A 23995-nucleotide genomic window follows, 5' to 3' on the forward strand; every position below is an offset into this window, starting at 1 on the left:
CGACAAATAGATTATATTTTGCCCAAGCATCTTTTCTTCAATATTAACTAGAGATTTAGATGAACTCTCTTGGAACTTCTGTTTTCCATGTTTTATTGAATACTTCTTTTTCACCCTCGTAAGCAATCAGGTGATTTGTTAAATAGAACTGATTTTCATCCGCGGTCATTATACTGACGCTTTCTAAGCTTGTCTGCCATTCACCTCGGCCTACGGTTAATGTCCAATCACATTGAACAGTTGCGGATAGCGGATCGCCCTCGGCAATCGTATAAATATTACGGTTTGTGCTCCCGTACTCCACACCATTATGAACAATTTTACGTGCACCTTCATCAGAAAAGTCATCAAGCGTCCAAACGCCCGTAATCGTGTTATGACGAATCTCGCGCGTACGATTTGCTTCACGCAAAACTTCTCGCTCGATTACTTCTGCTGTTTCAGGATGCCCAAACGGTTTCAGTTCGGCATCAATCGCTTTCGCTGTCCGCTTCGGCAATAGCAGTTTTGTTTTTTCATTCGTCAAAACAGTTAGCGTTACTGGTTTTGGCGAAGGCCATGCATGCGGCCAGTATGTCGGCGAGATAGCCAATTGCCAGCGATGCCCCTTTGGTAAGGTATGTCCAACTGCATTCATCCGAAGCGTTACTGTATATTTTTGTCCGGGCACTAAATGTTCCGGATGCTCGTGACTATTGCGATGGGTTAAATTCAGCATTCCCCATGTAACTCGTGTCGATGAGCCATCTGGTGCTACATCGCAAAGACGTGCTGTCAATAGAGCGTTTGCCTGGTCTGAAGTCAATTCCACTTCAAATTCCGGGAATCCTAAAATTTCCATCGGCTCTTCAAGCGGTTCTGAGGTGAAGACAACAGATAGACCATTTTCAATGCGCTGATCTGAAGCCAAATCTCCCGGCTGTCCAAATGGGCAAAATACGCCAGCATAAAGGCCGTGTTCTTGAACACTCGATACGGTAATCGCTTCTTCCGGTTTCAAGCTTTCATTTAATTGTTGGTTACTTAAGTAATAAGCTGTTTGTTCTTGATTTTTTGGCGGCCATTCATTTTCCGCCACCCAATGACCTGGTCGGATCGCATAATCAGTTTTAGGCGGCACGCTATCTTGGATCCAAGCACGCAGCATTGGTTCGTCCATAATCCCAGTTTCTTCACCTTTCAACCAGTGATCCCACCAGCGCAAACACTCTTGTAAAAAGCCGATTTGAGGGCCTGGAACGGCGACTTCCGGATATTCATGCGCCCAAGGGCCAATTAATCCTTTTTTCGGACCCTTTAACCCTTCAAGCAATCTCGGAATCGCATTCGTATAACCATCTGCCCAACCGCCTACCGCGTAAACAGGAATGTCGATATCTTCATAATTCTCGCAAACAGAGCCGTGTTTCCAGTAATTATCACGTCGCTGATGCTTCATCCATTCTTCGACAAATGGCGGTGTTTTTTCCAAACGTTCTAACCATCCTTCGCGCCAAGCATCCCCGACAACCTCTGGATCCGCGGGACGTGCATTGTAAGCGAGCATCGTAGAAGCCCACCAAAGCATATCAGAGGCTAGAAGCGCACCGCCTTTGTAGTGCACATCATCCGCATAACGATCATCGGTTGAACAAAGCGTAATAATTGCTTTTAGCGCTGGATGACGACGCGCTGCGATTTGCAACCCATTGAAACCGCCCCATGACTTTCCAATCATCCCAATACCGCCAGTAAACCATGGTTGTTCTGAAATCCATGTCAGCACTTCAAGCCCATCATCTTGTTCCTGCTTTAAATATTCATCATATAGTATACCGTCTGAATCGCCGCACCCACGCATGTCGACTCGTATACTCGCATAGCCATGTCCTGCAAAATAAGGATGTCTGATGGAATCCCTTAATGCTGTGAAATCATTTTTTCGATATGGAAGATATTCTAAAATAGCCGGTACCGGATTTTCATTTGCGTCTACCGGTAACCATATTTTTGCCGCTAAGCGCGTTCCATCCGACATTGGAATCCAAACATGTTGAACTTCTTCAATTTCTCTAGGAAATTTTGTTTTAATAGAACGGTTTGTTTCGCGAACGTTGAAAACCATTTCATTACCTCCAAAATATAAATTAAATCGTTATTTCTTCTTCTCTTCCGTAACCATCAACGGATAATCCTCTTTCAACCATCTCAATAGAGAAACAATAAGTAATATATAGATGATGAAAATGGGTACAGAAACAATGACTGCAGACGTTTGAATGACACGCAGCCCGCCGATTAATAGTAAAGATATGGAGATGATTGCTAATACTGCTCCCCATACCATGCGGTGCCATCTCGCCGGGTCCTCGCCTTCTTTCAATTCTTTCGTCGCTATCGCAGCTAAGATATATGTCGCCGAATCTAGCGATGTCGATAAGAAAATGACCCCTAGAATAACGAAAAACGGTAATACAATGAAACTAATCGGCAATGTCTTCAAAATTTCAACGATTGCTGCCGGCCCGCCATGTTCATTCAGTATATCTGCAACGGGCAGTATATTGTTCAACTCCAAATGCATTGAATAACCGCCGAATACGGCAAAATAAATCCAACCGCCGATCGATCCCCATAGCAAAATATGCGTGATGAGTTCACGGATTGTCCGCCCCTTAGAAATCCTTGCAACAAATAATCCCATAAACGGAGCGGTCGCAGCAAACCAAGCCCAATAAAATACAGTCCAACCTTGCGGGAATCCACCGGCGTTAATCGGATCTGTATAAAAACTCATGAACGCAAAGTTTTGAAGCATCAACCCGAAGCTATTCGAGAAATATGACAAGAGAAAAAATGTAGGTCCAACAAGAAAAACAAATACAGCGATTGCTAACGCTAAATAGACGTTAATATCTGCCAACCGACGAATTCCTTTTTGCAGACCCAAGTAAGCGCTCGCCGAATAAATAATCGTAATACATATCACGATAATCACATTTAGCCCAAGAGTTTCCGGGATACCCAAAATATCACCGATAACAGCGGATACCATCGGAACGCCTAATCCTAAAGAAGTTCCAAGACCGCCAACGAGACTCCAAATAACTAAAACATCGATCACTTTGGCTAACCAACCGTCCGCATACTTTCCGAGTGCCCCGCTTAATGCGACGCTCATTTTCAGCGAAGGCCGCTTTCTTACATAATATGAATAAGCGATTACTACAGTTGGAAACGCATACAAAGCCCAAGCTGAAATACCCCAATGAAATAAACCGTACGTCACTGCCCATTCCGCTGCTTCGGGACTATTCGCTTTAATCCCAAATGGCGGCCCAGTGTAATAATAAATCGGCTCCATTAGTGACCAGAACATAATGCTCGTCCCCATCCCGGCTGTGAATAACATTGCACCCCAGCTGAATGTGGAGAATTCAGGTTTTCCTTCTCCAAGCTTTATTTTCCCGTAACGGCCCAAAGCTAACCATATCAAAATAATAAACAAACTAAACGTTAAAAATTGAAATGCCCAATCCATTTTATATGTGATTGAAGTCATCAAGCCGTCTAAATACGGTTCCGCGACCGCACGATTGATGACTAATAATACTGTCGCAACCAGAATAACGAGAAGTGAAGCCCAGAATATAAACGGATCAATTCTAACTTTTCTCATCCAATCCCCCATTTCATTATTTGGCATAAGCCGTGTTTTCCTATCGACATTTAGTCCAACTATATTTCTTCAGTAATACTTTCTTTTAAGTGTATTTTCATGAAAATGAAAAACACATTTCCCTCCTCTGTTTGCGAAAAACACTAAATGAAGCATTATACTATTCAATGATAATTTCACAAAAAGAATAGTAAGCGTTTTCTTATTAAAAATATACTCCTTTCACTGTTTTTTTAAATTATATGCGCTAATTTTATTATTTGCAATGATTTTTCATATGTGGACGACAGGAAAAAGATAGAATCATACTTTATTGCAATACTATTTTTTACTAAATAAAAAACCAATCTGAGTGATTTGATTCACTCAAGATTGGTTTTTAAGATTGTTAGAATGCATGCTAAGGCAATTCGACGCGCCATGCATACAGTTAAACCTTTATTAATTTACCAAACGACCTTTTTTACCTTTTGCTTCCCAAAAAGCATCCCGAAGTTGAACTTTTTGGATTTTTCCTGATGCCGTTTTAGGAAGTTCTTCAACAAAAGTAATTCCTGTAACCGCTTTAAAATGCGCCATTCTTTCTCTGGAAAAGTCGATGATTTCTTGTTCGGTGGTTGTCATGTTTGCCCTCAACACGACATAAGCATGTGGTGTTTCTCCCCACTTCTCGTGCGGAACGGCGATGACGGCTGCTTCTAAAATAGCCGGATGTTCATAAAGAACGCCTTCCACCTCAATCGATGATATATTTTCTCCACCGCTAATAATGACATCTTTCTTGCGGTCGACAATATTAATATAGCCATATTCATCGATTGTGCCCATGTCCCCTGTCAGTAGTCGGCCATTTTGCAGCACTTCTTTCGTTGCTTCCTCGTTTTTCCAGTATCCTTTCATAACGCCATGGCTGCGTACGGCTACTTCTCCGACTTGTTTCCCGTCATGAGCAACTTCGTCCCCGGACTCATTAAGAAGTCGTACGTCGCTTCCGATCATTGAAAACCCAGCTTTAGCTTTCAATACGGTTTGCGCTGCTTTCGGTAAATCCGTTAGATGCGAACGAATTGTTGAAACGAGACTAAGCGGGGAACTTTCTGTCATCCCGTAGACTTGGATGAACTCCCAGCCAAGCTCTTCCTCCACCCGCGTAATGAAAGCAGGCGGCGGTGCAGAACCCGCGATAACTACACGAACATCTTGCTCGACGCGCGGATGATGTTCGTCATAATACTGCAATAATGCATTTAATACGGTCGGTGCCATATGTAAAACGGATACATCATGCTTTTGAATTAAATTAAAAATAGATTCAGGTGCCGATTTCCGCGAGCAAATATGCGTCGCTCCATTCGCCGTGTAATAAAAAGGAGCCCCCCAGCCGTTAACATGGAACATCGGAAGAACATGCAAGTAAACATCAGAATCCGATACACGCAGATGATGCATCGTGGTAAGCGCATGCAAATAGTTATTTCGGTGGGTCAACATGACGCCTTTCGGATTGCCTGTCGTACCGCTTGTATAAAGCAAGCTGCAAACATCATTTTCATCCAAATCCTCGCGCTCGAAGGGACCAGGAGGAAATGATGCAAGCCATGTGTCATAATCTATTTCCTTCGTTTCCGAATCTTTATATTGAACAATAATATGTTCAATCGTTTCAAGCTTATTTTTAACAGGTTCGATTAATTCATATAAATCCTGATCGACAAAAAGGACCTTTGATTCGCTGTGATTTAATATAAATACATAATCATCGGGCTTCAAACGAATATTGAGCGGTACCATGACGGCCCCCAGTTGAAAAACGCCGTAAAACCCTTCCAGCATTTCAAGTGAATTTCCTGCTAGATAAGCGATATGATCCCCTTTGTTAATCCCTAAATCTAGTAATCCACTTGATAACTGATTGACTCTCTCATTCAATTGTTTATAAGTAAAAACGCGCCCTTCACAATGAACTGCTTCTTTCTCTCCGTACAAAGCGACCGCTCGATCGAGAAATTGCGGCAAGATCAATGGTACATTCATTATTATCACCTCGTCCTTTTATACAGTATATACCAATAGCAATATTCTGTCAGCATAGAATAGTATAATAATTGAATATAAAAGGGTCTGGGCCGCGATGCAATTATGACTTAGGATAAAACCCAAAGGGATATCGACAAGTGTTTTATAGTCGATATCCCCTTCTCATTTTATGCAATTGTAGCTTCTGCATAGGTTCTAAAAACTATTTCCAATTTGACGTAATTCCCTTAACGCGTCTATTAGGTGATTGGATAATTGACGTGCATAATCTTTTTCCGAAACACGACAAGAGATATTAATCGAAATTGACAGATCCAATAATATATAAGCTAATCCAAACCCGCCTTCGACGACTGGTCCGAAAATCCGGTATTTTACATTGTCATAAGCCATTCCGCTTGTTGAGATAAAATCATGTCGCATGGTCAGATACCCTTCGTCTTTGAAGATTTCAGGAAGTTCCTTTAAGCCTAACGCTTCTCCGTGTAAATAATACATCTGTTCCAGGCCGAACATATGCCTTTCGACACCGAAACCTTTACGGCATTCGATTATCCGATCCGAATGCGCAGCTCCTGCTTTCTTCATTAATGAATGCAAAATCTCGTTGTTTTTTTCACCGTTTTCTAACGCATTCACTAAATTCCATTTTTCCATGCTGGTTGCTCTTGCGCATTCCGTCCTTCCTTCATGGAAGACCCGGACCGACACAGGTTCATAAACACTTCTCAGTACACCGAACGTTCTGTATTGAGCAATTTGCAGCGCCATATGGAAAAATGCATCAGGGCTAATATTCATATTTTTTATTTCGTCTGAACCAAATTCAGAGAAAGTTCTTGATTTAACATGAAAATCACTTTTGGTTTTCGTAAAATCCTTTTCAAACTTCATAAGCGATTTCTGCACTTCTGTCGAAATTTCCCACTCCATTTTTTCTACTATTGCTTTTTCAGTCGTCTGAATCAATTCAGGATCCTCAGATGAAAGTCCATCGTTGACATGGCTGATGACCGCAAATATCGTTGTACCGTCCACGGCGGTATGTTCAATGCTATAACCAAGCTCACCTTTTTTCGTAATAACGACTTGAATGGTCTTATCGAAGTATTTATTTGACCCATTCAACATGAGATTTTCTATCGCCTCTTGGGAATTATTGCTGTCTTCATCAATTGAGATGACAATTAGCGAATCAGCAATCGCTCGTAGATTTTCCGCATTAATTTTTGATGCGGAAAGTTCGTCATATGCTTTTGCCGCTTCATCTCTGGTGGCTGTCGTAAAAATGCCGACGTTTGCGCCTTCATTTTTCTCCGTTTGAAATACTTTTTCAATAGCTCCCGCGATTTCTTTACTTTGATAAATCGCACCTTCATCATTCGTTACATTTACTTTATAAAAATTGTTCTTATATAAGATAACGACATGATTATTTCTCTTATCGAAATCCGCAAGTCTAAATTCATCTCGTTCGAATCTTGGGATGCGCACGGAGCGGAAAAACTTTTTATATTGGCCCATATCAAGCGGAATTCCGCTAAGCGTGACAGGCTCTACTTCCCCGTCAATAATCGTATGGTAAAATTCCGCGATTAAATGAGCCACTTTTCCAACCAATTCAGCTCTCGTGTAGCGGTTTTCATGCTTTTTATTATCCAATAAAATATTGAAATTCATCCCTGTTGGCAAGGAACCGCGATACTTTAAATATCGGTCATCCCAAAGTGGTTTAAGCCAACTTCCTGACAGTTTTGCATCCCATTCATGGAGTTTTTCCTGAAGCATTTCAGCTTCCCCATCTTTTTGAAAAAATCGGTTCACAACTACTGTTGTGTTTTGAAATTGCGTTTCACTTAGGAGAGGTTCAACCCATTCGAGGAGTTTCGAATTAGTGCTAGTTAACGGGGGAATCGGTAATGATGGCAATTCTCTTTCATAAGCAAATGTTTTTTTTATAATAATTAGTCCCTTCTATAATTATTTTCCACATAAAAAAACCCGGTAATTGCCGAGTATCTAAAGGTCCGATATAAAAGGAAGATTGAGTTAACCAATCTTTTTTTCCGGGATTTATGTATGATTTTTTAACAACGAAGACCTGATTAGTCCGCCCCATATGATATCATTTTACAGCATGATTATCCAGTTTTTATTTCTTGAAAGGTATCTGTGTTAGGTGCAGTTATAACAAAATCAATACTTGAAATGATCCCTCCTGAAAATATGTTTTATGGGAAATTCGTTTTTAATTAAATTAAAATTTAATTTGACTTATTTTAAAAACCGTGTAATATTCAAACAAACATACTTTTCAAGAAAGGGTTTGAAGAACTATGACTAACAATATTTACGGAAATACACCTTGTTTCCTTGGAGCAAAAAATATATCTACTGACAAATCATTGGAGGATATAGACGCTGTTGTATACGGAGTTCCATGGGAAGGTGCTGTAACTTGGGGCGATTATACTGGCTGCGAGCTTGGACCAAAAGTGATGAGATTAACATCTGGAAGATATAGTGGCTATTTGCCGGAACTTAATCATATCGATGTATTCGAACATATGAAGCTTGGTGATATCGGTGATGTCGATGTCGTACCATCCGATGTAGATGAAACGATGAAGCGAATCACAAACTTCACAAGCGAATTATGGAAAAGCGGCAAGTTTTTAATAGGCCTTGGAGGCGACCATGGAATAACATTCCCAATCGTGAAAGCGCTTGCTGAACAAGGCAAAAAAGTAGGTATCATCCATCTCGATGCACATTATGATAATCTTCCTTCCCATAATGGCGATCAATATGCCCGTTGTAGTCCATTCGCGCGTTTATATGAACAGGAAGGCGTCCGTAATGAAAGCATTATTCACACAGGTATTCATGGACCGAGAAATATGCCAGAAGCTGGACACAATGCCCAAGAAGCTGGTGCAGTAACTGTTACGATCAACGATATCCGTAACCATAAAGATTTAAAGCAGTTGGCGGTGGAACTCCATGAGATGGCGAGTAAAGATGTGGATTGCGTTTACTTGACTATTTGTAGCGATGTTTTGGATTTTGCCTTTAATCCAGGCGGTCCTGTCGATGGAAATGGCCTTACTTCTTACGAACTTCTTACACTCGTTCATGAAATTTGTAAACAAGGTGTAGTCGGTATGGACTTCGTAGAGATTTATCCACAACAAGATCCGAACCAAAATTCTGCTCACTTCGTTTCAACAGTTGTTTTATATGCTCTCGCGGGTGTTATTGCAAGCAGAAAATAAAACAGAAAATCAATGTTCATTGGGCATTCATACGAGCGCGATTTATAGTCGCGCTTCATCATAAACCAACAAGAACATTAAATGATAAAAGCTGGACACTTTCTTAAGAGGATCGTCTGAAATATTACGTTAAAATATCTGAATAGCTGGTGATAACAATGGATGCAATTCAAAAGGAAAATACAAAGATTTTAAAGCGCTACAGACCTGTTGCCGATATGATTTTCTCAACATTTGGCAGTAACTGTGAGGTTGTTATCCATGATTTGCAAAATTTACAAGCGTCGCTCGTCTATATTAAAGGGACTGTAACCGGAAGAGAAATCGGGGCACCGACAACCGAAGTCATCTTAAAAGAATTACGTTTGCATGGTGATTCGGTAAAGGATATGCCAGGATACACAACTCGAACAAAAGAAGGAAAGTTCATCAAAACATCTATTACGTTCATCCGAAATGATAGCGGCAAGGTAATAGGATTTTTAGGAATAAACTTTGATATTACGGCTTTTTCAATGGTCAACAAAATTCTCAATCAGTTTTCTACTACGCCCGACGCCCATCAGAATAGCCATACTTTAAATGAATTCTACGCAAAAAATATTGATGAAGTATTTGAGCATTTGATTAACAGCGCGTTGGTAGAAGTCGGGGTTCCAATTTTAGATATGTCGAGAGAAGATAAAATTTACTTCGTCCATAAATTGGAGGAAAAAGGAACCTTCCTAATTCAAGGTTCAACGGAACGGATTGCCAATGTGCTCGGTGTATCAAAGCAGACAATTTACAATTACCTAGAATAGACACCTCCTGTAATTTTCTTTACAGGTTTCTTTTATAAAGTAGCTGTCGGAATATTCGATTCCATCAGCAGCATAAGCAACCATACTAAAGTGGAAGGTGGAAAATAATGGCCATAATTGAAAGGGTAAACGAACCTGTATATGAAAAAAGAACCGTGAAAGACAGGCTTAAGGTTATTGGTCCCGGTGCAATTATTACCGCCTCATTTATCGGACCTGGTACAGTAACGACCGCAACACGCGCGGGTGCTTCATTCGGTTTTGCGATATTATGGGCAATTGTTTTCTCGGTCATCGCAACAATTGTTTTACAAGAAATGACAGCCCGCCTAGGGATTATTACTCAAAAAGGACTTGGTGAAGCGGTTCGGGAACAATTTTCAAATCCAATATTAAAGTACGGTTCGATGTGGCTCGTCATGATTGCCATAAGTGTCGGTTGTGCGGCATACATCGCCGGTGATCTACTCGGCACCTCGCTCGGGATTTCAACGTTAACTGGAATTCCATCAAATGTACTCGGTCCGATTGTTGGAATCCTGATTTTAATTCTTGGTCTTAGCGGTAGTTACAAAATAATTGAACGGGTCATGATTACACTGATAGTGATTATGAGTTTTACATTTATTACGACAATGATTATTGCAAAACCAAACATTGGAGAATTGTTTCAAGGGGCATTTATTCCAAGCATCCCTTCCGGCTCAATAATTTTGATTATTGCGTTAATAGGCACGACAGTCGTACCTTATAATCTGTTCCTGCATTCTTCAATGGTGCAGGAGCGCTGGTCCAAGCCGACTGATTTAAAGGATTCACGGCGAGATACAATCTTCTCAATCTGTATTGGCGGCCTTATTACAGCCGCAATTCTGATTACAGCAGGTGCGACAATTAAAGGACTAGAAGTAACGAGCGCCGCAGATCTTTCACTTCAGCTCGAACCGATAATGGGAGAATGGGCAAAGGTTTTCATGAGTCTTGGACTATTCGCGGCCGGATTTTCTTCTGCTCTTGCTTCGCCGCTTGGTGCAGCTATTACTGTGAGCAGCGTCTTAAGATGGGGGAACGGCATGAAAGATAAGCGATTTAAGGCTGTTTTCGTCATTATCATAGTGATCGGGATCATCTCGTCTGGTCTAAATTTTAATCCTCTAGATGTACTGCTTTTCGCACAAGCTTTGAATGGTATTTTATTGCCGGTCATTGCGATTACACTAATGTTCATCATGAATAATAAAAAACGTCTCGGTGAATACACGAACTCTCTCAGAGTTAACATCATCGGTACCATTGTAGCGCTAATTTGTACGGGTCTGGGAATCTACAGTTTAATAGATGCCATTAATGCTTTTATTGGCGCATAATTGTAACTATATGAGGCATTGAATCTCACTTTAAAATCACTAGTTAACGAAAGCTTACAATTATTAATTTAAAACATTGCCCTCTCGCTTTCGAGAGGGCAATGTTTGCTGATTACTATCTTGATGCCTTATTTATATAACCAAAGTTCCTTAATCCATTCCAATAGAGACATATTGTGATTCCAAGATAGCTTCTAAACCTTCATGACCGCCTTCTCTTCCTAGGCCACTTTCCTTGATGCAATTCTCCCAACGATTTAGGAAGCATTCCAGCTTTTGCAAGCGCGTAAATTGCGCAGCCTTTACCGTTGCACCGATGAAAATAAATATGAATTTCTTGATTTCATAGGAGTCAAAAGCCATATTTGTTTTTCTTCTATTAAATTCTATTCGTCTATATGGCTTAATAAGAGGGCAAAGATTCTTTATTTAACTCGTCTATTTTTTTATTATTTGATATTTCTAAGACGCTAAGCAGCAAGACATTTGCACCCTTTTCTATATCTGCATCTAGAGTTAATTCGGTTTCAACGTGACTTCTTCCACCTACACTTGGAACAAAAATCATACAAGTTGGGGCAATTTGATTAATATATTTCGAGTCGTGCCCTGCTCCACTAACCATTCTTTTAACTGAATAACCACATTCCTTAGCAGAACTCACAACTTGTTTAACTAAACCAGGATGAAAATAGGAAGCTTTTACCTCCCATAAATCCTTTATCTCAAGTTTAACTTTTTCTACTTTAGATATTTCTTGTAATTCTTTCCTTAAATCTTCAATTAATAATTCTCTAACGGCGTCATCTTTATTCCGTATATCCAAAGAAAATATAACTTCTTTCGGTATGCTATTCACAACGTTTGGACTAATAGACATTCTGCCAACTGTTACACTGGTATCAGCATCAGAACATTTTGCCTTCTTTTCAATATGAACAATTAATTTGGAAACAGCCATCAGTGCATCACACCTTAAGGACATTGGTGTAGGACCTGCGTGACCCGACTCTCCCGTAACCTTTAATTCTAACCAGGTCATTCCTTGAATCCCTTCAACCGCACCTATAGATATTTGCTCATTTTCCAGAACTGGGCCCTGTTCAATGTGTAATTCAAAAAATGCATGGACATCTTTGACTCTATTACTCATTTCCCCTTTATATCCTATTTTACTTAACTCTTCTTCAAAAGTTTTTCCTTCTCTATCTTTTCGATTATAAATAAAATCTTTATCGAAAGTTTCCGTTGCTCCTCCTGAACCTAAAAGCGGAGGTTCAAAACGGGCACCTTCTTCATTTGTAAAATTTACAATTTCAATTGGTCGTAAGGTCTCTATATTATTGTCATTAAGTGTTCGTATAATCTCGAGTGCCGCCAACACTCCAATAATCCCATCGAATCTTCCCCCGTTTGGTTGAGTATCCAAATGTGATCCTACTAGTACTGGCGGTAAGTCACTCAAGCCTTCCCTTCTTCCATACATGTTGCCGTAATCATCAATTTTAACTTTTAAACCAGCTTCATCCATCCATTCCATAAAAATATCCCGCATAATTTTATCTTCTTCTGTTAAAGCTAAGCGACATAAACCATCACCTGGAATAGTCCCAATTTGAGAACTCTTAATAATAGTCCTTTTTAATCTCTCAAAATTAATTCGTACATTCTGCTTTTTTATTTTAGCCACCCCTAAATTCATAATTATTTTTATGAAAAACGCGATAGAGAATCGATGCCCCCCTAATCTTTGGATTCCCTAAGCTAAAGTCACATACTCAAGTCCGCTAAAGATGAAGTATCGTCTTCTGAATACAGTGCATAAAATAGGCATCCATCTTACCTCAACTCATTAAGAAGCCCTAGATATGTTTTTCCCGTTAATTCCGAACGTAGCTGATTTAATCGGGAAGACCTCTTACCACTGTGTTATGGTTGCTAATTCCATAAAGTTATCTGCCGAATTTTTAATAACAATTCTCTCGATGGATTCTACAATTTATAGTCCTATTTATTAGTTGATTCCGGTCTTTATAATTTTAATAATCATTTGGAAATATCAATATTATTGTTGTACTACTAGTTCCGAAAGATAGGTTTCCGGTCTTCGGTGAGTAAAACAGGGTATGTTTCTACGAATTTTTTCAAGATGAGTCATACTTATATCTGAAATAATATAACCTTCCTCCTCTGTTGCCCGCGCAATGACTGTACCCCACGGATCAACTATCATGCTGTTACCATAATTAGTTCTATTCGGTTTCGATGTACCTATTTGACCCGCGGCAACAATATAGCATTGATTTTCAATCGCTCTTGCCCGTAAAAGTATTTCCCAATGGTGAGCACCAGTATATAATGGGAATGCAGCGGGAACAAAAATAATTTTTGCGCCATGTAAAGCAAGAGAGCGATAAAGTTCAGGAAAACGTATATCATAACAAATTGTTAAACCTACTTTTCCAAAGGGTGTATCCGCAGTAACCACTTTGCTACCGGGTTGTATAATTTCTGATTCCTTTTCAGTGAACCTATTTTCAAATTCAGCATCGTATAAGTGAATTTTCCGGTAGGTTGCGATTCTTTCTCCACTGGCATTAAATAAAATGCTGGTATTGTACGCACGATTTTCTTCTGTTTTTTCCAGAATACTACCTAAATTAATAAATATGCCCAGTTCTTTTGCCGTTTTGCTTAGAATAGAGCTAGTTTCCCCAAAAGTAGTTTCTGCATTAGAAAGTTTATTATGATCTTCCCCCATATAATTCATATATTCAGGCAAGAGAACCAACTCTGCTCCATTTTTAGCCGCTTCATGAATATACTTAATTGCTTTGGTCAAATTTTCTTTTTTATTATCTATAGAATTAAGTTGAACAGCTGCGATTCGCATAAAATCACCCTTCCTCTTAGTAACACACAATCTATTATTGTTGTAAATAATCTTCCTTATTTCATTTTATATACCCAATAATCAGACACCATTAATTAAGAAAATACCTCTGTTAATTTATAAACCTATTTAGTAGACTGTCAACTGAATGAATCTAGTCGGTAAAAAAACGTTAAATAAAACATATTACTTATTTTAAAATGCATCTACTCTATTTCTAATCCCGCACCAGGAAAGGATAAACGCTGCGTATACCTTCGTGCATTCTTTAACACTAGATAAGTCAATCCACTCATTAGGTGCATGCATATTACCACCAGTTGGTCCATAACAAGTTGTTGGTATATCATATAGTAAGTTATAGTGACGAATATCAGTTGTAGCTGTAGTTGATAGATATTCCATTTTATCTTTATAAATTTTATTATGTGCTTCCTCAAGATAACTAAATATTTCTTGCTCCTTATTGAGCGAAACCCCATGTGCATGAAATCCATAAAACGTTATTTCAGGGGGGAAATCTGATAACCAGGGATCTGATTTTGCTGCTTTTAATAAGTATTTTTCAGCCTCGTCTTTAATATCCTGGGGATTTTGACCGGGATAAAGACCAATTCTAACTTCAAATGTACATTCCGAGGGTACAGTCGATGTCCAATCGCCTGCTTTAATTTTCCCTATATTTACATTTAGAGGATGATCAACATCTTCGAAATCTGCATGCTTCGGTTGTTCATAATTTATTTTATCCCTATAAATTTGTAATGCTTCAATAAGTGTATAAGCTTTTTCGATGGCATTCACTGCTTTATTTGCACTCATCACATGAGCCCCTGAGCCCGAAACCGTAACCCTCATCCAAATAACACCCACTTGTGACAGTAAAGCCCGAGGACCAAATGGTTCTGGAATCAACCCACCGTCAGCTTTGTACCCTCTTAAAAGAGTAGCTAATGCCCCATTTCCGGTACACTCCTCCTCGTGAACAGACTGTAAAGTCAAATCGGCACCAAGTTCGATTCCTAGCTTTTTTATTGCCTTAACTGCATAAATCATCGCGGCTACTCCCGATTTCATATCACAAATACCTCTACCATACATTTTATTACCTACAATAGTTGAACCCCAAGGGTCATAATCCCATAATCGTGTAGGCTCGGGACTAACGACATCAATATGCCCCTGCAGAATTAGGCTCTTCCCAATTTTTGGACCACTGCTATTCCATTTTCCGACCACAATTGGCCTGTCGTCATACGACCATTCAACAGAAGAAAAAGCTGGATGGACTGATAGTATTTTTATATCTGGAATGAAAGAGTCAGTTTCTAATTTCATATCAGAAAAAGTTGTCGCCAAAAAATCCTGTATTGGAGCCTCTTTTCCAAGTACACTTTGAAAAGAACCAAGCTTTTGTAAGAATTTAACCTCTTCTTCCCAATCATTATCAATTTGTTTAAATACATCTGTTAAAATATCGATGTCTCATTCCCCCTTTATTATTTAGCCTTTCGAAAAACCTTCTTAATGATACCTTCTGGCATAAATATTATTACAAGTACAAGAACTACCCCATAAATCATTAAACGATCGTCGCCCAAAAATCGAAGGTATTCTAAACCCATTACTACAATAAACGACCCAATAATCGGTCCATATATTGTTCCTAATCCCCCAATAACAGTAATTACAAGGATTTGCATCATTATATCAACGCCTAACACTGATGAAGGGGTTAATACCTGTACGTAATGAGCATAAAATGATCCAGCAACACCTGCGATGAAAGCACTAAGCATAAAAACATAGAGTTTACTTTTTCTTAAATTAACTCCTAAGCTTTCAGCTGCATCTTGTGATTCCCTTATTGATTTCAATGCAAGGCCTCTCGGACCACTAATAACTTTTAAAATAACAAATACCACAAGACACATAACTGCCAATATTAAGTAATAACTATTTAGACGATGAGCTAAATTAAACGAAATAGAGCCAATACTGGTAAATGGTTCTATTCCACTTAATCCAAGTTCACCTCTAGTCAAACCAACCAAATTACTCACAATTAATTTAACAATTTCGGCAAATCCTAAGGTCAATATAGCTATATATGGTGCGGCCCTTAATCCTAATACCGGTAAACTAATAACAATCCCCGAAATTGCTGCTATTCCACCGCCAATAATTAAGCCAAACCATGGTGAGAGTCCGTATTTGATTGACAAAAGTGCCGACACATATGCACCTATTCCAAAGAATGCATGATGCCCGAAGGAAAAAATTCCTGAGTAACCCGCGACCAAGTTCCAACTTAAAGCCAACACTGCAAATATAAGTGTTAAAGTTAAAATGTGTAAAGTATAGTTTCCTACAAACATTGGTAAAATAATAAGTATTATAGCAGATGCGCTATATAATACTTTTGTTGATTGATACCAATATTCTTTTCTAGCCACAAAACTTCGTTTCCCTTTATTTGTTTTCGCTACTGTTTCCATTTGTCTACCACTCCTTCGTTCCGAATAGTCCCGACGGCCTAATCCATAGCACAATAATTAATATGCTAAAGGCTATAACGTTTTGCCATTCGGAAGGGAAGAACAATATGCCGACTCCTTCTAGTACACCTAAGCCTACGCCTGCAATAATTGCACCAACTAAACTACCTAGGCCGCCGATTACAATTACTGCCAGTGCCTTCAGTAGTAAAGACTCCCCCATCCAGGGGTTAACAGAATAAATCGGGGATAGCATAATAGCAGCTGCCGTTGCTAAAATTGCACTGATTCCAAAAGTGATCATAAACATTTTTTTAGTGTTAATTCCATTTATAGTTGCAGCATCCCTATCTTGAGAAGTTGCTCTAAGGGCCATTCCAAATCTACTGTACTTTAAGAATGCCCATAAAGTGAAAATAACTACAACAGCAATGATCAATATTAATATCCTATGATAAGACAAATTTATTCCAAAGAATGAAGCCTCTCCCCCTAAATAATATGGTATATTTTTAAACCTCTCTCCCCATAATTTAAGTGAAAGGTTTTGAAGAAATATTGACACTCCAAATGTTGCAATTAGTGGACTTACATCCCAACCAGGTTTATCCATAAGATAATGAATAACAAGCCTTTGCATAATAACCCCTACTACAAAAATGAAAAGTATACTTATTGCTCCTGCTAATATCGGGTTTAGACCAGCTTGCACATTTAATATAAACATGAAAAAACCGCCCAACATATAAAACTCACCGTGTGCAAAGTTTAAAGTTTTCATTGTACCCCATATTAATGATAGACCACTAGCCATTAATGCATATATTGAACCGACAATAACTCCGTTAATTATTTGTTGCAAAACAATCGTTACGTCCATTAGTATCACCTTCTTTCTTATAATCCTAAATAGGCTTGTTTCACATAAATATTATCCATTAAATTTTCAGCCTTGCCTTCAAGTGCTATTCGTCCGTTCTCCAAAACATACGAATAATCAGATATTTCCAAGGCGATTTGAGCATTTTGTTCGACTAACAATATAGTAATTCCTTCCTTATTCAAATCCTGAATCAACTCAAAAATAGATTCGACTATTTTGGGAGCTAAGCCTAAGGATGGTTCATCCAACATTAACATTTTAGGCTTGCTCATTAATGCACGTCCTATGGCTACCATTTGTTGTTCGCCACCCGACAATGTACCCGCCTCCTGCATTCTCCTTTCTTTTAACCTTGGAAATAAATCATATATATACTGCAAATTGTCTTTTCTATTCGCCCAAAGTTTCTTTTCGAATGCACCCATTATTAAATTCTCTTCTACTGACATTTGAGAAAAAAGCCTTCTACCTTCTGGTACATGAGCAATTCCTTTTGTTACTATGGTAGATGGCTCAATTTTATCTAATCTGTTATTTCCCAAAAGAACTTGTCCTTTTTCGGGTCTAAGAATGCCCGATAAAGTCCTTAATACAGTGGACTTACCTGCTCCGTTTGAACCTAATAGGGCCGTAGTTGTACCTTTTTTAATTTCAATTGATAAGCCATGAATTACTTGTACCTCTCCATAAAACACATCAATTTCGAATACACTAAGCATTTTTTGCCCCTCCTAGATAAGCCTCTATTACTATTGGGTTCTCAGTAACCTCTTGAGGAGTGCCTCTTGCGATAATTTCTCCGTAGTTTAAAACTATCATTCGATCCGATACGCTAGTAACAGCCTTCATTACGTGCTCAATCATAATAACAGAAATCCCCATCTTTTTAATTTCCTTAATAGTTTCAATCATTGCATTAACTTCCGTCGGAGTTAAACCACCGATAACCTCGTCTAACAACAAAATTTGTGGATCCGTAGCAAGGGCTCTGGCTAATTCTAATTTTTTTCTATTTCCAATAGATAATGTATTCGCTTCGAATGATTGTAGCTCTTTCATTCCAAGGAGTTCCAAAGTTTCTTCTGCTTTTTTTCTCGCCTGTGAGATGCTTATATTATTCTTTCCAAAATAAGCACCTACTGTAACGTTTTCGACAATTGTCATGTTTTGAAATGGCTTCGTTATTTGGAATGTACGAGCGATTCCTAACTTGCAGCGTTGATCCGAGCGTTTATTTTTAATATCAGAGCCTTTAAACATTATTAAGCCCGAATTAGGACTGATACTTCCCGAAATAATATTAAATAGTGTTGTTTTACCCGCTCCATTTGGTCCGATTAGCCCCAATATCTCATTCGACTTCAAATCCAGGTTCACGTTCTTAAGCGCTTGCAATCCGCCGAAGCTTTTATTCAGATTTTCAACTTGGATTATCGTTTTATTTGTCATAAAAACCGCACACTCCTTCTATAACACCACTACATTAATCCTTCCTTATAAAACGTTAAATTTGCATATTCTATTTCGAAGTGGTTATTTCTGATATTTCGATGTGGATATATTTTCGGGCCAAATTATAGCGTTTTTCCCATCTTGAATTTGTACTGCTGGAACAGGAATATATTCAGGCCCCGCTTTAATTGTGTGATTACTATCGTCAAATACAAATCTACCCAAAATGCCATCTCGATCAAGTTTAGCTAACTGCTCTACAATTTTTTCAGAATCAAGGCTCTGTGCTTCCGCTATGGAAGTAAGTGCATTATTCATTGTGTCATAGCCTAATGCATGATTTGGCGTGGCTACAACATTCCATTTTTCTTTAATGGCTGTGGCAAAATCTACCTGGCTTTCTCTTAGTAAAGGTTCGAACATCAAAGGTATCCAAACCAATCCTTCAGAAGAATCCTTTGCATTTTCAATAAATTCAGGTCTAGTAGGGTAATAAACCGCGGTGTGAAGTGTTTTTAATTTGGTTTCATTAATCTGTTTCACTAAAGCTACTCCTGATGAATCTGCTGTAAAAACACTGACCAGTAAATCAGGTTTCAAGGAACCAAGTTTAGTTAATTGAGGATAAAACTCAGTATGACCAACCTCCACTGTTTCATAGGCAACAACTTTCCAACCATCATTTTCTAATAACCTTGCAACTTCATCGGCATTGGAGCGTCCATAGTCCGTGTCTTCTACAACAAAAGAAACTGTTTTATCCGTAGGTTGAAAATCTCCGCTTTCTTCCAACATTTTAACTGTTTGATAAACACTATCCCCATAAGCATCGCTACCGACGTTTCCTTTCCAAAAGTACTTATACTTATCTGGGTTTTCAGTAATCTTATCTGATATTGCACTACTTACAGGTTCGCCACTTAATATTGGTTTTTCATATTGACCTGCTAAATCCATAATTGCCATAGTTACAGAACTGGCGAAAGCATCACCAATTAGAAAATCCACTTCTTCATTATTAAATAGTTTTTCCGCAGTACTTACTCCCTGATCTGGTTTTCCTTGATTATCTTCAAAATACATCTTAATGGGCAACTTATTACCTTCTACTTCTATTCCGCCTTTTTCATTCCACTCATCTACCGCCAATTCCATTCCTTGTTTCGAAGCAACCCCTGAATTAGCTGTTGCACCTGTCAATGGTCCTGTAACCCCGATACGAATTTCTTCAACGTTTCTTCCACTTTCAGAACATGCGGAAAGTCCGACCGCAATAATTAGTGACAATGCAATTAATATAAATGGCGCTATTTTCCTTTTCATAATAACTCCCCCATGATTCCATTTTTTGTAATACGTAGTTATAAAGCATATATATGGATTTGGTTATAATTACTACTATAGAATAATCCTAAATTTCTATATTAAATTTTAACCTCTAATTTGTTTGCAACCGATGTGATGGCATCATGTAATTTCTCTACGAGTGTTTTGACTTGTTCTTCGTTTATCGTTAACGGGGGCGAGAAACAACTAATATCCGTTCCTTCATAAGTGACCGCACGACAGATAACACCTCGTTCATGCAATGCCTCAATAACTTTTGCCGCCACCTTTAGGTCCGGAGAAAATCTTTTATTTGTTTCAGGATCCGCGATCCGCGACCAGCCCCACTGCTCCAAGAAGACTATTAAATTAACATGTATATCGGCTGTTCTCATTTCAGTCATTAATAATTCAATTATCCGATAATTCCAACTCTAATAAATCTTTTTCAGATTGGGTTGATAGAAGAGACACGGCAAACAATGTTAAGATTGACAATGGTAAACCAATAAAGACAGGATGCAAGCCAAAAGGATGCCCTGATATCTGCCAAATCACCGCAGCCAATAGCCCTATCCACATGGATATTACCCCCGCTTTGCGGGACGTCCCTTTCCAAAATAGACCAAATAAGACAGGAGCTAGTAACCCAGATACCAACATAGCTGTTCCCGTCACCCAAAGTTTCACTAATTCAGGTATATAAAGCGCAAGGAATAAGGCTAATACAGAGACAATTAAGACTGAAGTCCTGCTATATGAAAGTAGCCTCTGATTGTCAGCCCCTTTAAGACGCGGCTTAATCACATCGTTGACTACAGATGATGCCCCTGCCATTAGAAATGAATCTGCTGTTGAAATTACAGTTGCCAAAAGTACTACAACCATAAGAATAATTAATGAAAATGGAAAAACGTTACCTATTATCCCATAATAAATCATAGCTGGATTGACATTTTCCAAATTCAGACCGTATTTACCTGCTACACCAATTATAATAACCACTGCCCCTGTTAAAAAAGCAATAACGATGGAAATCCAATATCCTTTAACTGCTGTTTTTGAATCTTTTGCCGCCCAAAAACGTTGCCAAAGATCCTGTCTTACGAATTGATAAGCCCCTATAGTTAACAGATAAATGAATACTTCAGTCTTTGATATGTTAAAGATGCTTAAGTGGCCTTCGGATTTAGAGAGTAATGCAGTTTCAGTGATATTACTCCATCCACCAGAAGCAATTATAACTACGGTAAACAAAGCGAAAATACCTAGAGTTTGTAATGTTCCATGAAAAGCATCTTGCCAAATTACTGATTTCATTCCACCAAAGTAAGTTTTTAAAGTTAGTAATATCCAACTTACAATAATACCAATCGTCATGCTTAAACCTATCGTTAAATTTAGTATTGTTGCTATTGCAACAAATTGCATTCCTGATATCGCACAATAAGCGACTAGTATGCTAATAACAGTAGGTATACGAGCACCTTCTCCGTAACGCAAAGTTGTAAAATCACCAATAGTGACCATATTATGTTCTTCACCCAGTTTCCTAATTCGTTTAACCAAGAAAAAAGCCAGAAGAACCCCTGTAAACAGTAAACCTATATTGAGCCATTGCTCTCCCATCCCCATGCTGAAGCCATTTCCCATGTAGCCCAATAACGTCGCGCCACCAATTGCAGTACCCACAAAAGTTAAAATTAAAGGGAAAATAGATACAGATCTTCCAGCAACATTATAATCGTCATACGTCTTTATATTTCTATTAACAAATAATGAAACACCGAATAAAAATAGAAAATAGACTATAACTATTACTCCCAGCACCAAACGTTCTTGATCATTATACATTTAATATTCCTCCCTTCTATCAAACCTTCATTCTGAAACTTGGAATTGTTAACAATATCTGTTGTTAACTGTATGAACAGATCGAATTAATCTTTTACAATAAAGCGAGTAATAATTTTCCAACCTAGATTTTTGCTCCCTTTAGCTTCCCGGTCCCCTCAAACCACGCTTAGGTTATGTTCATTTGAATAAATTAATTTCCCGTTCATATAAGTACATTCAACCTCTATATCCTTTAACAGTTCCTTGTCCAACTTATAAGGATCATGTGATACAACTATTAAATCGGCTTTTGCCGACGGCTTTATTACCCCAATTGTTTGCTCTTCACAGGAACTATAGGCAGCATCAACTGTATATGCTCTTAAAGCATCCTCTACAGATATATTTTGTGTTTTATCCAAAACTTGACCAGTGATTGTTTTCCTAGTTACGGCCGCATAAATACCTGTCCAAGGATTACCTCCGGTAACGGGTAAATCAGAATTTCCTGGAGCGACAATACCATGTTCTTTGAACGACTTATGAGGATAAACTTTCTTCATTCTTTCGGAACCTAAATTTTTCATATAGCTATCTCCAATGTGGTAGAGAAAACCTATTGAAGACGCAGCTATTAATTCTAATTTTTTCATTCTTTTTAAATGATCTTCAGTTGGAAGCGCACAATGCTCAATTCGATTTCTCATTGATGTGATATCTTTTTTTTCATTTATCTTCTCAAATGCTGAAATAGCAACTTCTATTGCTCTGTCGCCTATCCCATGAATAGCAACTCTAAGATCGGACATTAATGCCTTTTCCATAAAAGGAGCGATACTTTCAACATCGCTATAAAGTATTCCCGTCGCATCATCATTCTCATAAGCGACTGATACCGCTGCAGTCCGACCGCCTATACTTCCGTCAAGCATAAATTTCATACCCTGAATTTTTATCATATCGCTTCCGAATCCACTTTTAATCCCCAAGGATAGAACTTCATCTAGTAGTCCGATCCAATCGTTTTGACTAATTGCCCATATCCAAGGTCTAACTCTAACGTTTAATTCATTTCTTTTTAATAGTTCCTGATACACCCTCATGTCGGTACTTTGTGTCGACATATCATGAATTGTAGTTATTCCCCATTTTGCAAAGTCATTTTGTGCTAATTTCATCCCTTTAACAACATCGTTAAAATCATCTTCGGGCAGGTCTACCAATCCTTGCGCTTTTTCCTGCAGTAATCCCGTACATTCTCCCGACTCAGGATCACGTTCTATATGGCCACCTTGTGGATTTTCTGTTTCACCTGATATACCGCTCAATTCCAATGCCTTGGTATTTAGAACAGCCATGTGACTACAAGTTCGAGAAAGATAAACGGGGTGATTCGGGGAAACTTTATCTAAATCCCAACGCGTAGGTTGACGCTTTTCTAGCAATTTACTCTCATCCCACCCCCACCCCCTAATCCATTCGCCATCCTCAGTATTTTTCACTGTTTCTGCAATCTTTTCCATCATTTCATCAATTGATGAAACGCACTCCTGCCGGCAATCAATTTTCAATAGATTCAAACCATACATTGTCGGATGGATATGACTTTCTATAAAACCCGGTAATACGGTTTTACCTTCCAGGTCAACAATTTCCGTTTGTTCTCCTATTAAAGTTAAAACATCTTTCTCTTCTCCTACCAACAAAATATCACCATTTTTAATTGCAATCGAGTTAGCACTTGGTAGTTTATCGTCCATTGTAATGACATTACAGTTTACAAGTATCAAATCTGCTGAAATTAAATTATTCATTTTCGGCTCTCCTCACTTTCTTCTATCTCCCTGCTTACATCGAAGCCAAATAAATTATAGCTTTGACATTTTTTGAACCTATTTAAAACCATTCTGGTATTTCCTTCAAAACATCAGCCTTTTCATATGCATCTGAATGCTCCGTAGATTTGG

At 38.6% G+C, this 23995-nt stretch carries 19 protein-coding genes; 3 read left to right on the forward strand and 16 right to left on the reverse strand.

What is annotated here, in order from left to right:
- Positions 1 to 55: 55 nt before the first annotated feature.
- From G8782_RS06900 to G8782_RS06915, 4 genes are all read right to left on the reverse strand, one after another.
- Positions 56 to 2104 carry a CocE/NonD family hydrolase gene (locus G8782_RS06900; RefSeq protein ID WP_172370123.1) on the reverse strand — a complete coding sequence of 683 codons (2049 nt, stop codon included), beginning with the start codon at positions 2102 to 2104 and terminating at the stop codon, positions 56 to 58.
- 30 nt (positions 2105 to 2134) lie between these two features.
- Positions 2135 to 3658, reverse strand: a complete 1524-nt coding sequence (locus G8782_RS06905) for a BCCT family transporter (protein WP_172370124.1) — start codon at positions 3656 to 3658, stop codon at positions 2135 to 2137.
- 441 nt (positions 3659 to 4099) lie between these two features.
- On the reverse strand, positions 4100 to 5692 hold the full coding sequence (locus tag G8782_RS06910; RefSeq protein ID WP_172370125.1) for a long-chain-fatty-acid--CoA ligase: 1593 nt from the start codon (positions 5690 to 5692) through the stop codon (positions 4100 to 4102).
- Positions 5693 to 5890: 198 nt separating this feature from the next.
- Positions 5891 to 7624 (reverse strand): choline/carnitine O-acyltransferase, encoded by a 1734-nt coding sequence (locus tag G8782_RS06915; protein ID WP_172370126.1) that lies wholly within the window; start codon positions 7622 to 7624, stop codon positions 5891 to 5893.
- Positions 7625 to 8031: 407 nt separating this feature from the next.
- Between G8782_RS06915 and G8782_RS06920 the strand changes: the two genes are divergently transcribed.
- The 3 genes from G8782_RS06920 (at position 8032) to G8782_RS06930 (ending at position 11140) form a co-directional block, all read left to right on the forward strand.
- The gene (locus G8782_RS06920; RefSeq protein WP_172370127.1) at positions 8032 to 8970 is read left to right on the forward strand and encodes an agmatinase family protein; all 939 of its coding nucleotides are present in this window, start codon (positions 8032 to 8034) and stop codon (positions 8968 to 8970) included.
- Between the two features lie 158 nt (positions 8971 to 9128).
- A complete protein-coding gene (locus G8782_RS06925) occupies positions 9129 to 9773 on the forward strand; it encodes a helix-turn-helix transcriptional regulator (RefSeq protein ID WP_172370128.1) in 645 nt (214 codons plus the stop codon).
- 107 nt (positions 9774 to 9880) lie between these two features.
- The gene (locus G8782_RS06930; RefSeq protein ID WP_172370129.1) at positions 9881 to 11140 is read left to right on the forward strand and encodes an Nramp family divalent metal transporter; all 1260 of its coding nucleotides are present in this window, start codon (positions 9881 to 9883) and stop codon (positions 11138 to 11140) included.
- Between the two features lie 150 nt (positions 11141 to 11290).
- On the opposite strand, the gene G8782_RS06935 is transcribed toward G8782_RS06930, so the two are convergent.
- From G8782_RS06935 to G8782_RS06990, 12 genes are all read right to left on the reverse strand, one after another.
- Entirely contained in the window at positions 11291 to 11503 is a 213-nt protein-coding gene (locus G8782_RS06935) for a hypothetical protein (protein ID WP_172368871.1), read from the reverse strand.
- A gap of 40 nt (positions 11504 to 11543) precedes the next feature.
- Positions 11544 to 12830, reverse strand: coding sequence for a M20 family metallo-hydrolase (locus G8782_RS06940; protein WP_343034990.1), 1287 nt, complete (start codon positions 12828 to 12830; stop codon positions 11544 to 11546).
- Between the two features lie 375 nt (positions 12831 to 13205).
- Entirely contained in the window at positions 13206 to 14033 is an 828-nt protein-coding gene (locus G8782_RS06945; protein ID WP_172370130.1) for a carbon-nitrogen hydrolase family protein, read from the reverse strand.
- 195 nt (positions 14034 to 14228) lie between these two features.
- Complete coding sequence (locus tag G8782_RS06950; RefSeq protein WP_172370257.1) at positions 14229 to 15515, reverse strand: ArgE/DapE family deacylase; 1287 nt, start codon at positions 15513 to 15515, stop codon at positions 14229 to 14231.
- Positions 15516 to 15532: 17 nt separating this feature from the next.
- The gene (locus tag G8782_RS06955; protein WP_172370131.1) at positions 15533 to 16531 is read right to left on the reverse strand and encodes a branched-chain amino acid ABC transporter permease; all 999 of its coding nucleotides are present in this window, start codon (positions 16529 to 16531) and stop codon (positions 15533 to 15535) included.
- Between the two features lie 4 nt (positions 16532 to 16535).
- Positions 16536 to 17411, reverse strand: coding sequence for a branched-chain amino acid ABC transporter permease (locus G8782_RS06960; RefSeq protein ID WP_172370132.1), 876 nt, complete (start codon positions 17409 to 17411; stop codon positions 16536 to 16538).
- 17 nt (positions 17412 to 17428) lie between these two features.
- On the reverse strand, positions 17429 to 18133 hold the full coding sequence (locus G8782_RS06965; RefSeq protein WP_172370133.1) for an ABC transporter ATP-binding protein: 705 nt from the start codon (positions 18131 to 18133) through the stop codon (positions 17429 to 17431).
- A complete protein-coding gene (locus G8782_RS06970) occupies positions 18126 to 18863 on the reverse strand; it encodes an ABC transporter ATP-binding protein (RefSeq protein ID WP_172370134.1) in 738 nt (245 codons plus the stop codon). Before G8782_RS06970 ends, G8782_RS06965 begins: the two co-directional genes overlap by 8 nt.
- A gap of 84 nt (positions 18864 to 18947) precedes the next feature.
- A complete protein-coding gene (locus tag G8782_RS06975) occupies positions 18948 to 20189 on the reverse strand; it encodes an ABC transporter substrate-binding protein (protein WP_172370135.1) in 1242 nt (413 codons plus the stop codon).
- A gap of 101 nt (positions 20190 to 20290) precedes the next feature.
- Positions 20291 to 20596, reverse strand: coding sequence for a hypothetical protein (locus tag G8782_RS06980; protein ID WP_172370136.1), 306 nt, complete (start codon positions 20594 to 20596; stop codon positions 20291 to 20293).
- Between the two features lie 7 nt (positions 20597 to 20603).
- Complete coding sequence (locus G8782_RS06985; protein ID WP_172370137.1) at positions 20604 to 22046, reverse strand: sodium:solute symporter family protein; 1443 nt, start codon at positions 22044 to 22046, stop codon at positions 20604 to 20606.
- Positions 22047 to 22204: 158 nt separating this feature from the next.
- The gene (locus G8782_RS06990) at positions 22205 to 23842 is read right to left on the reverse strand and encodes an amidohydrolase (RefSeq protein WP_172370138.1); all 1638 of its coding nucleotides are present in this window, start codon (positions 23840 to 23842) and stop codon (positions 22205 to 22207) included.
- Positions 23843 to 23995 lie beyond the last annotated feature (153 nt).

The organism is Sporosarcina jiandibaonis (assembly GCF_013184495.1).
GTDB lineage: Bacteria > Bacillota > Bacilli > Bacillales_A > Planococcaceae > Sporosarcina > Sporosarcina jiandibaonis.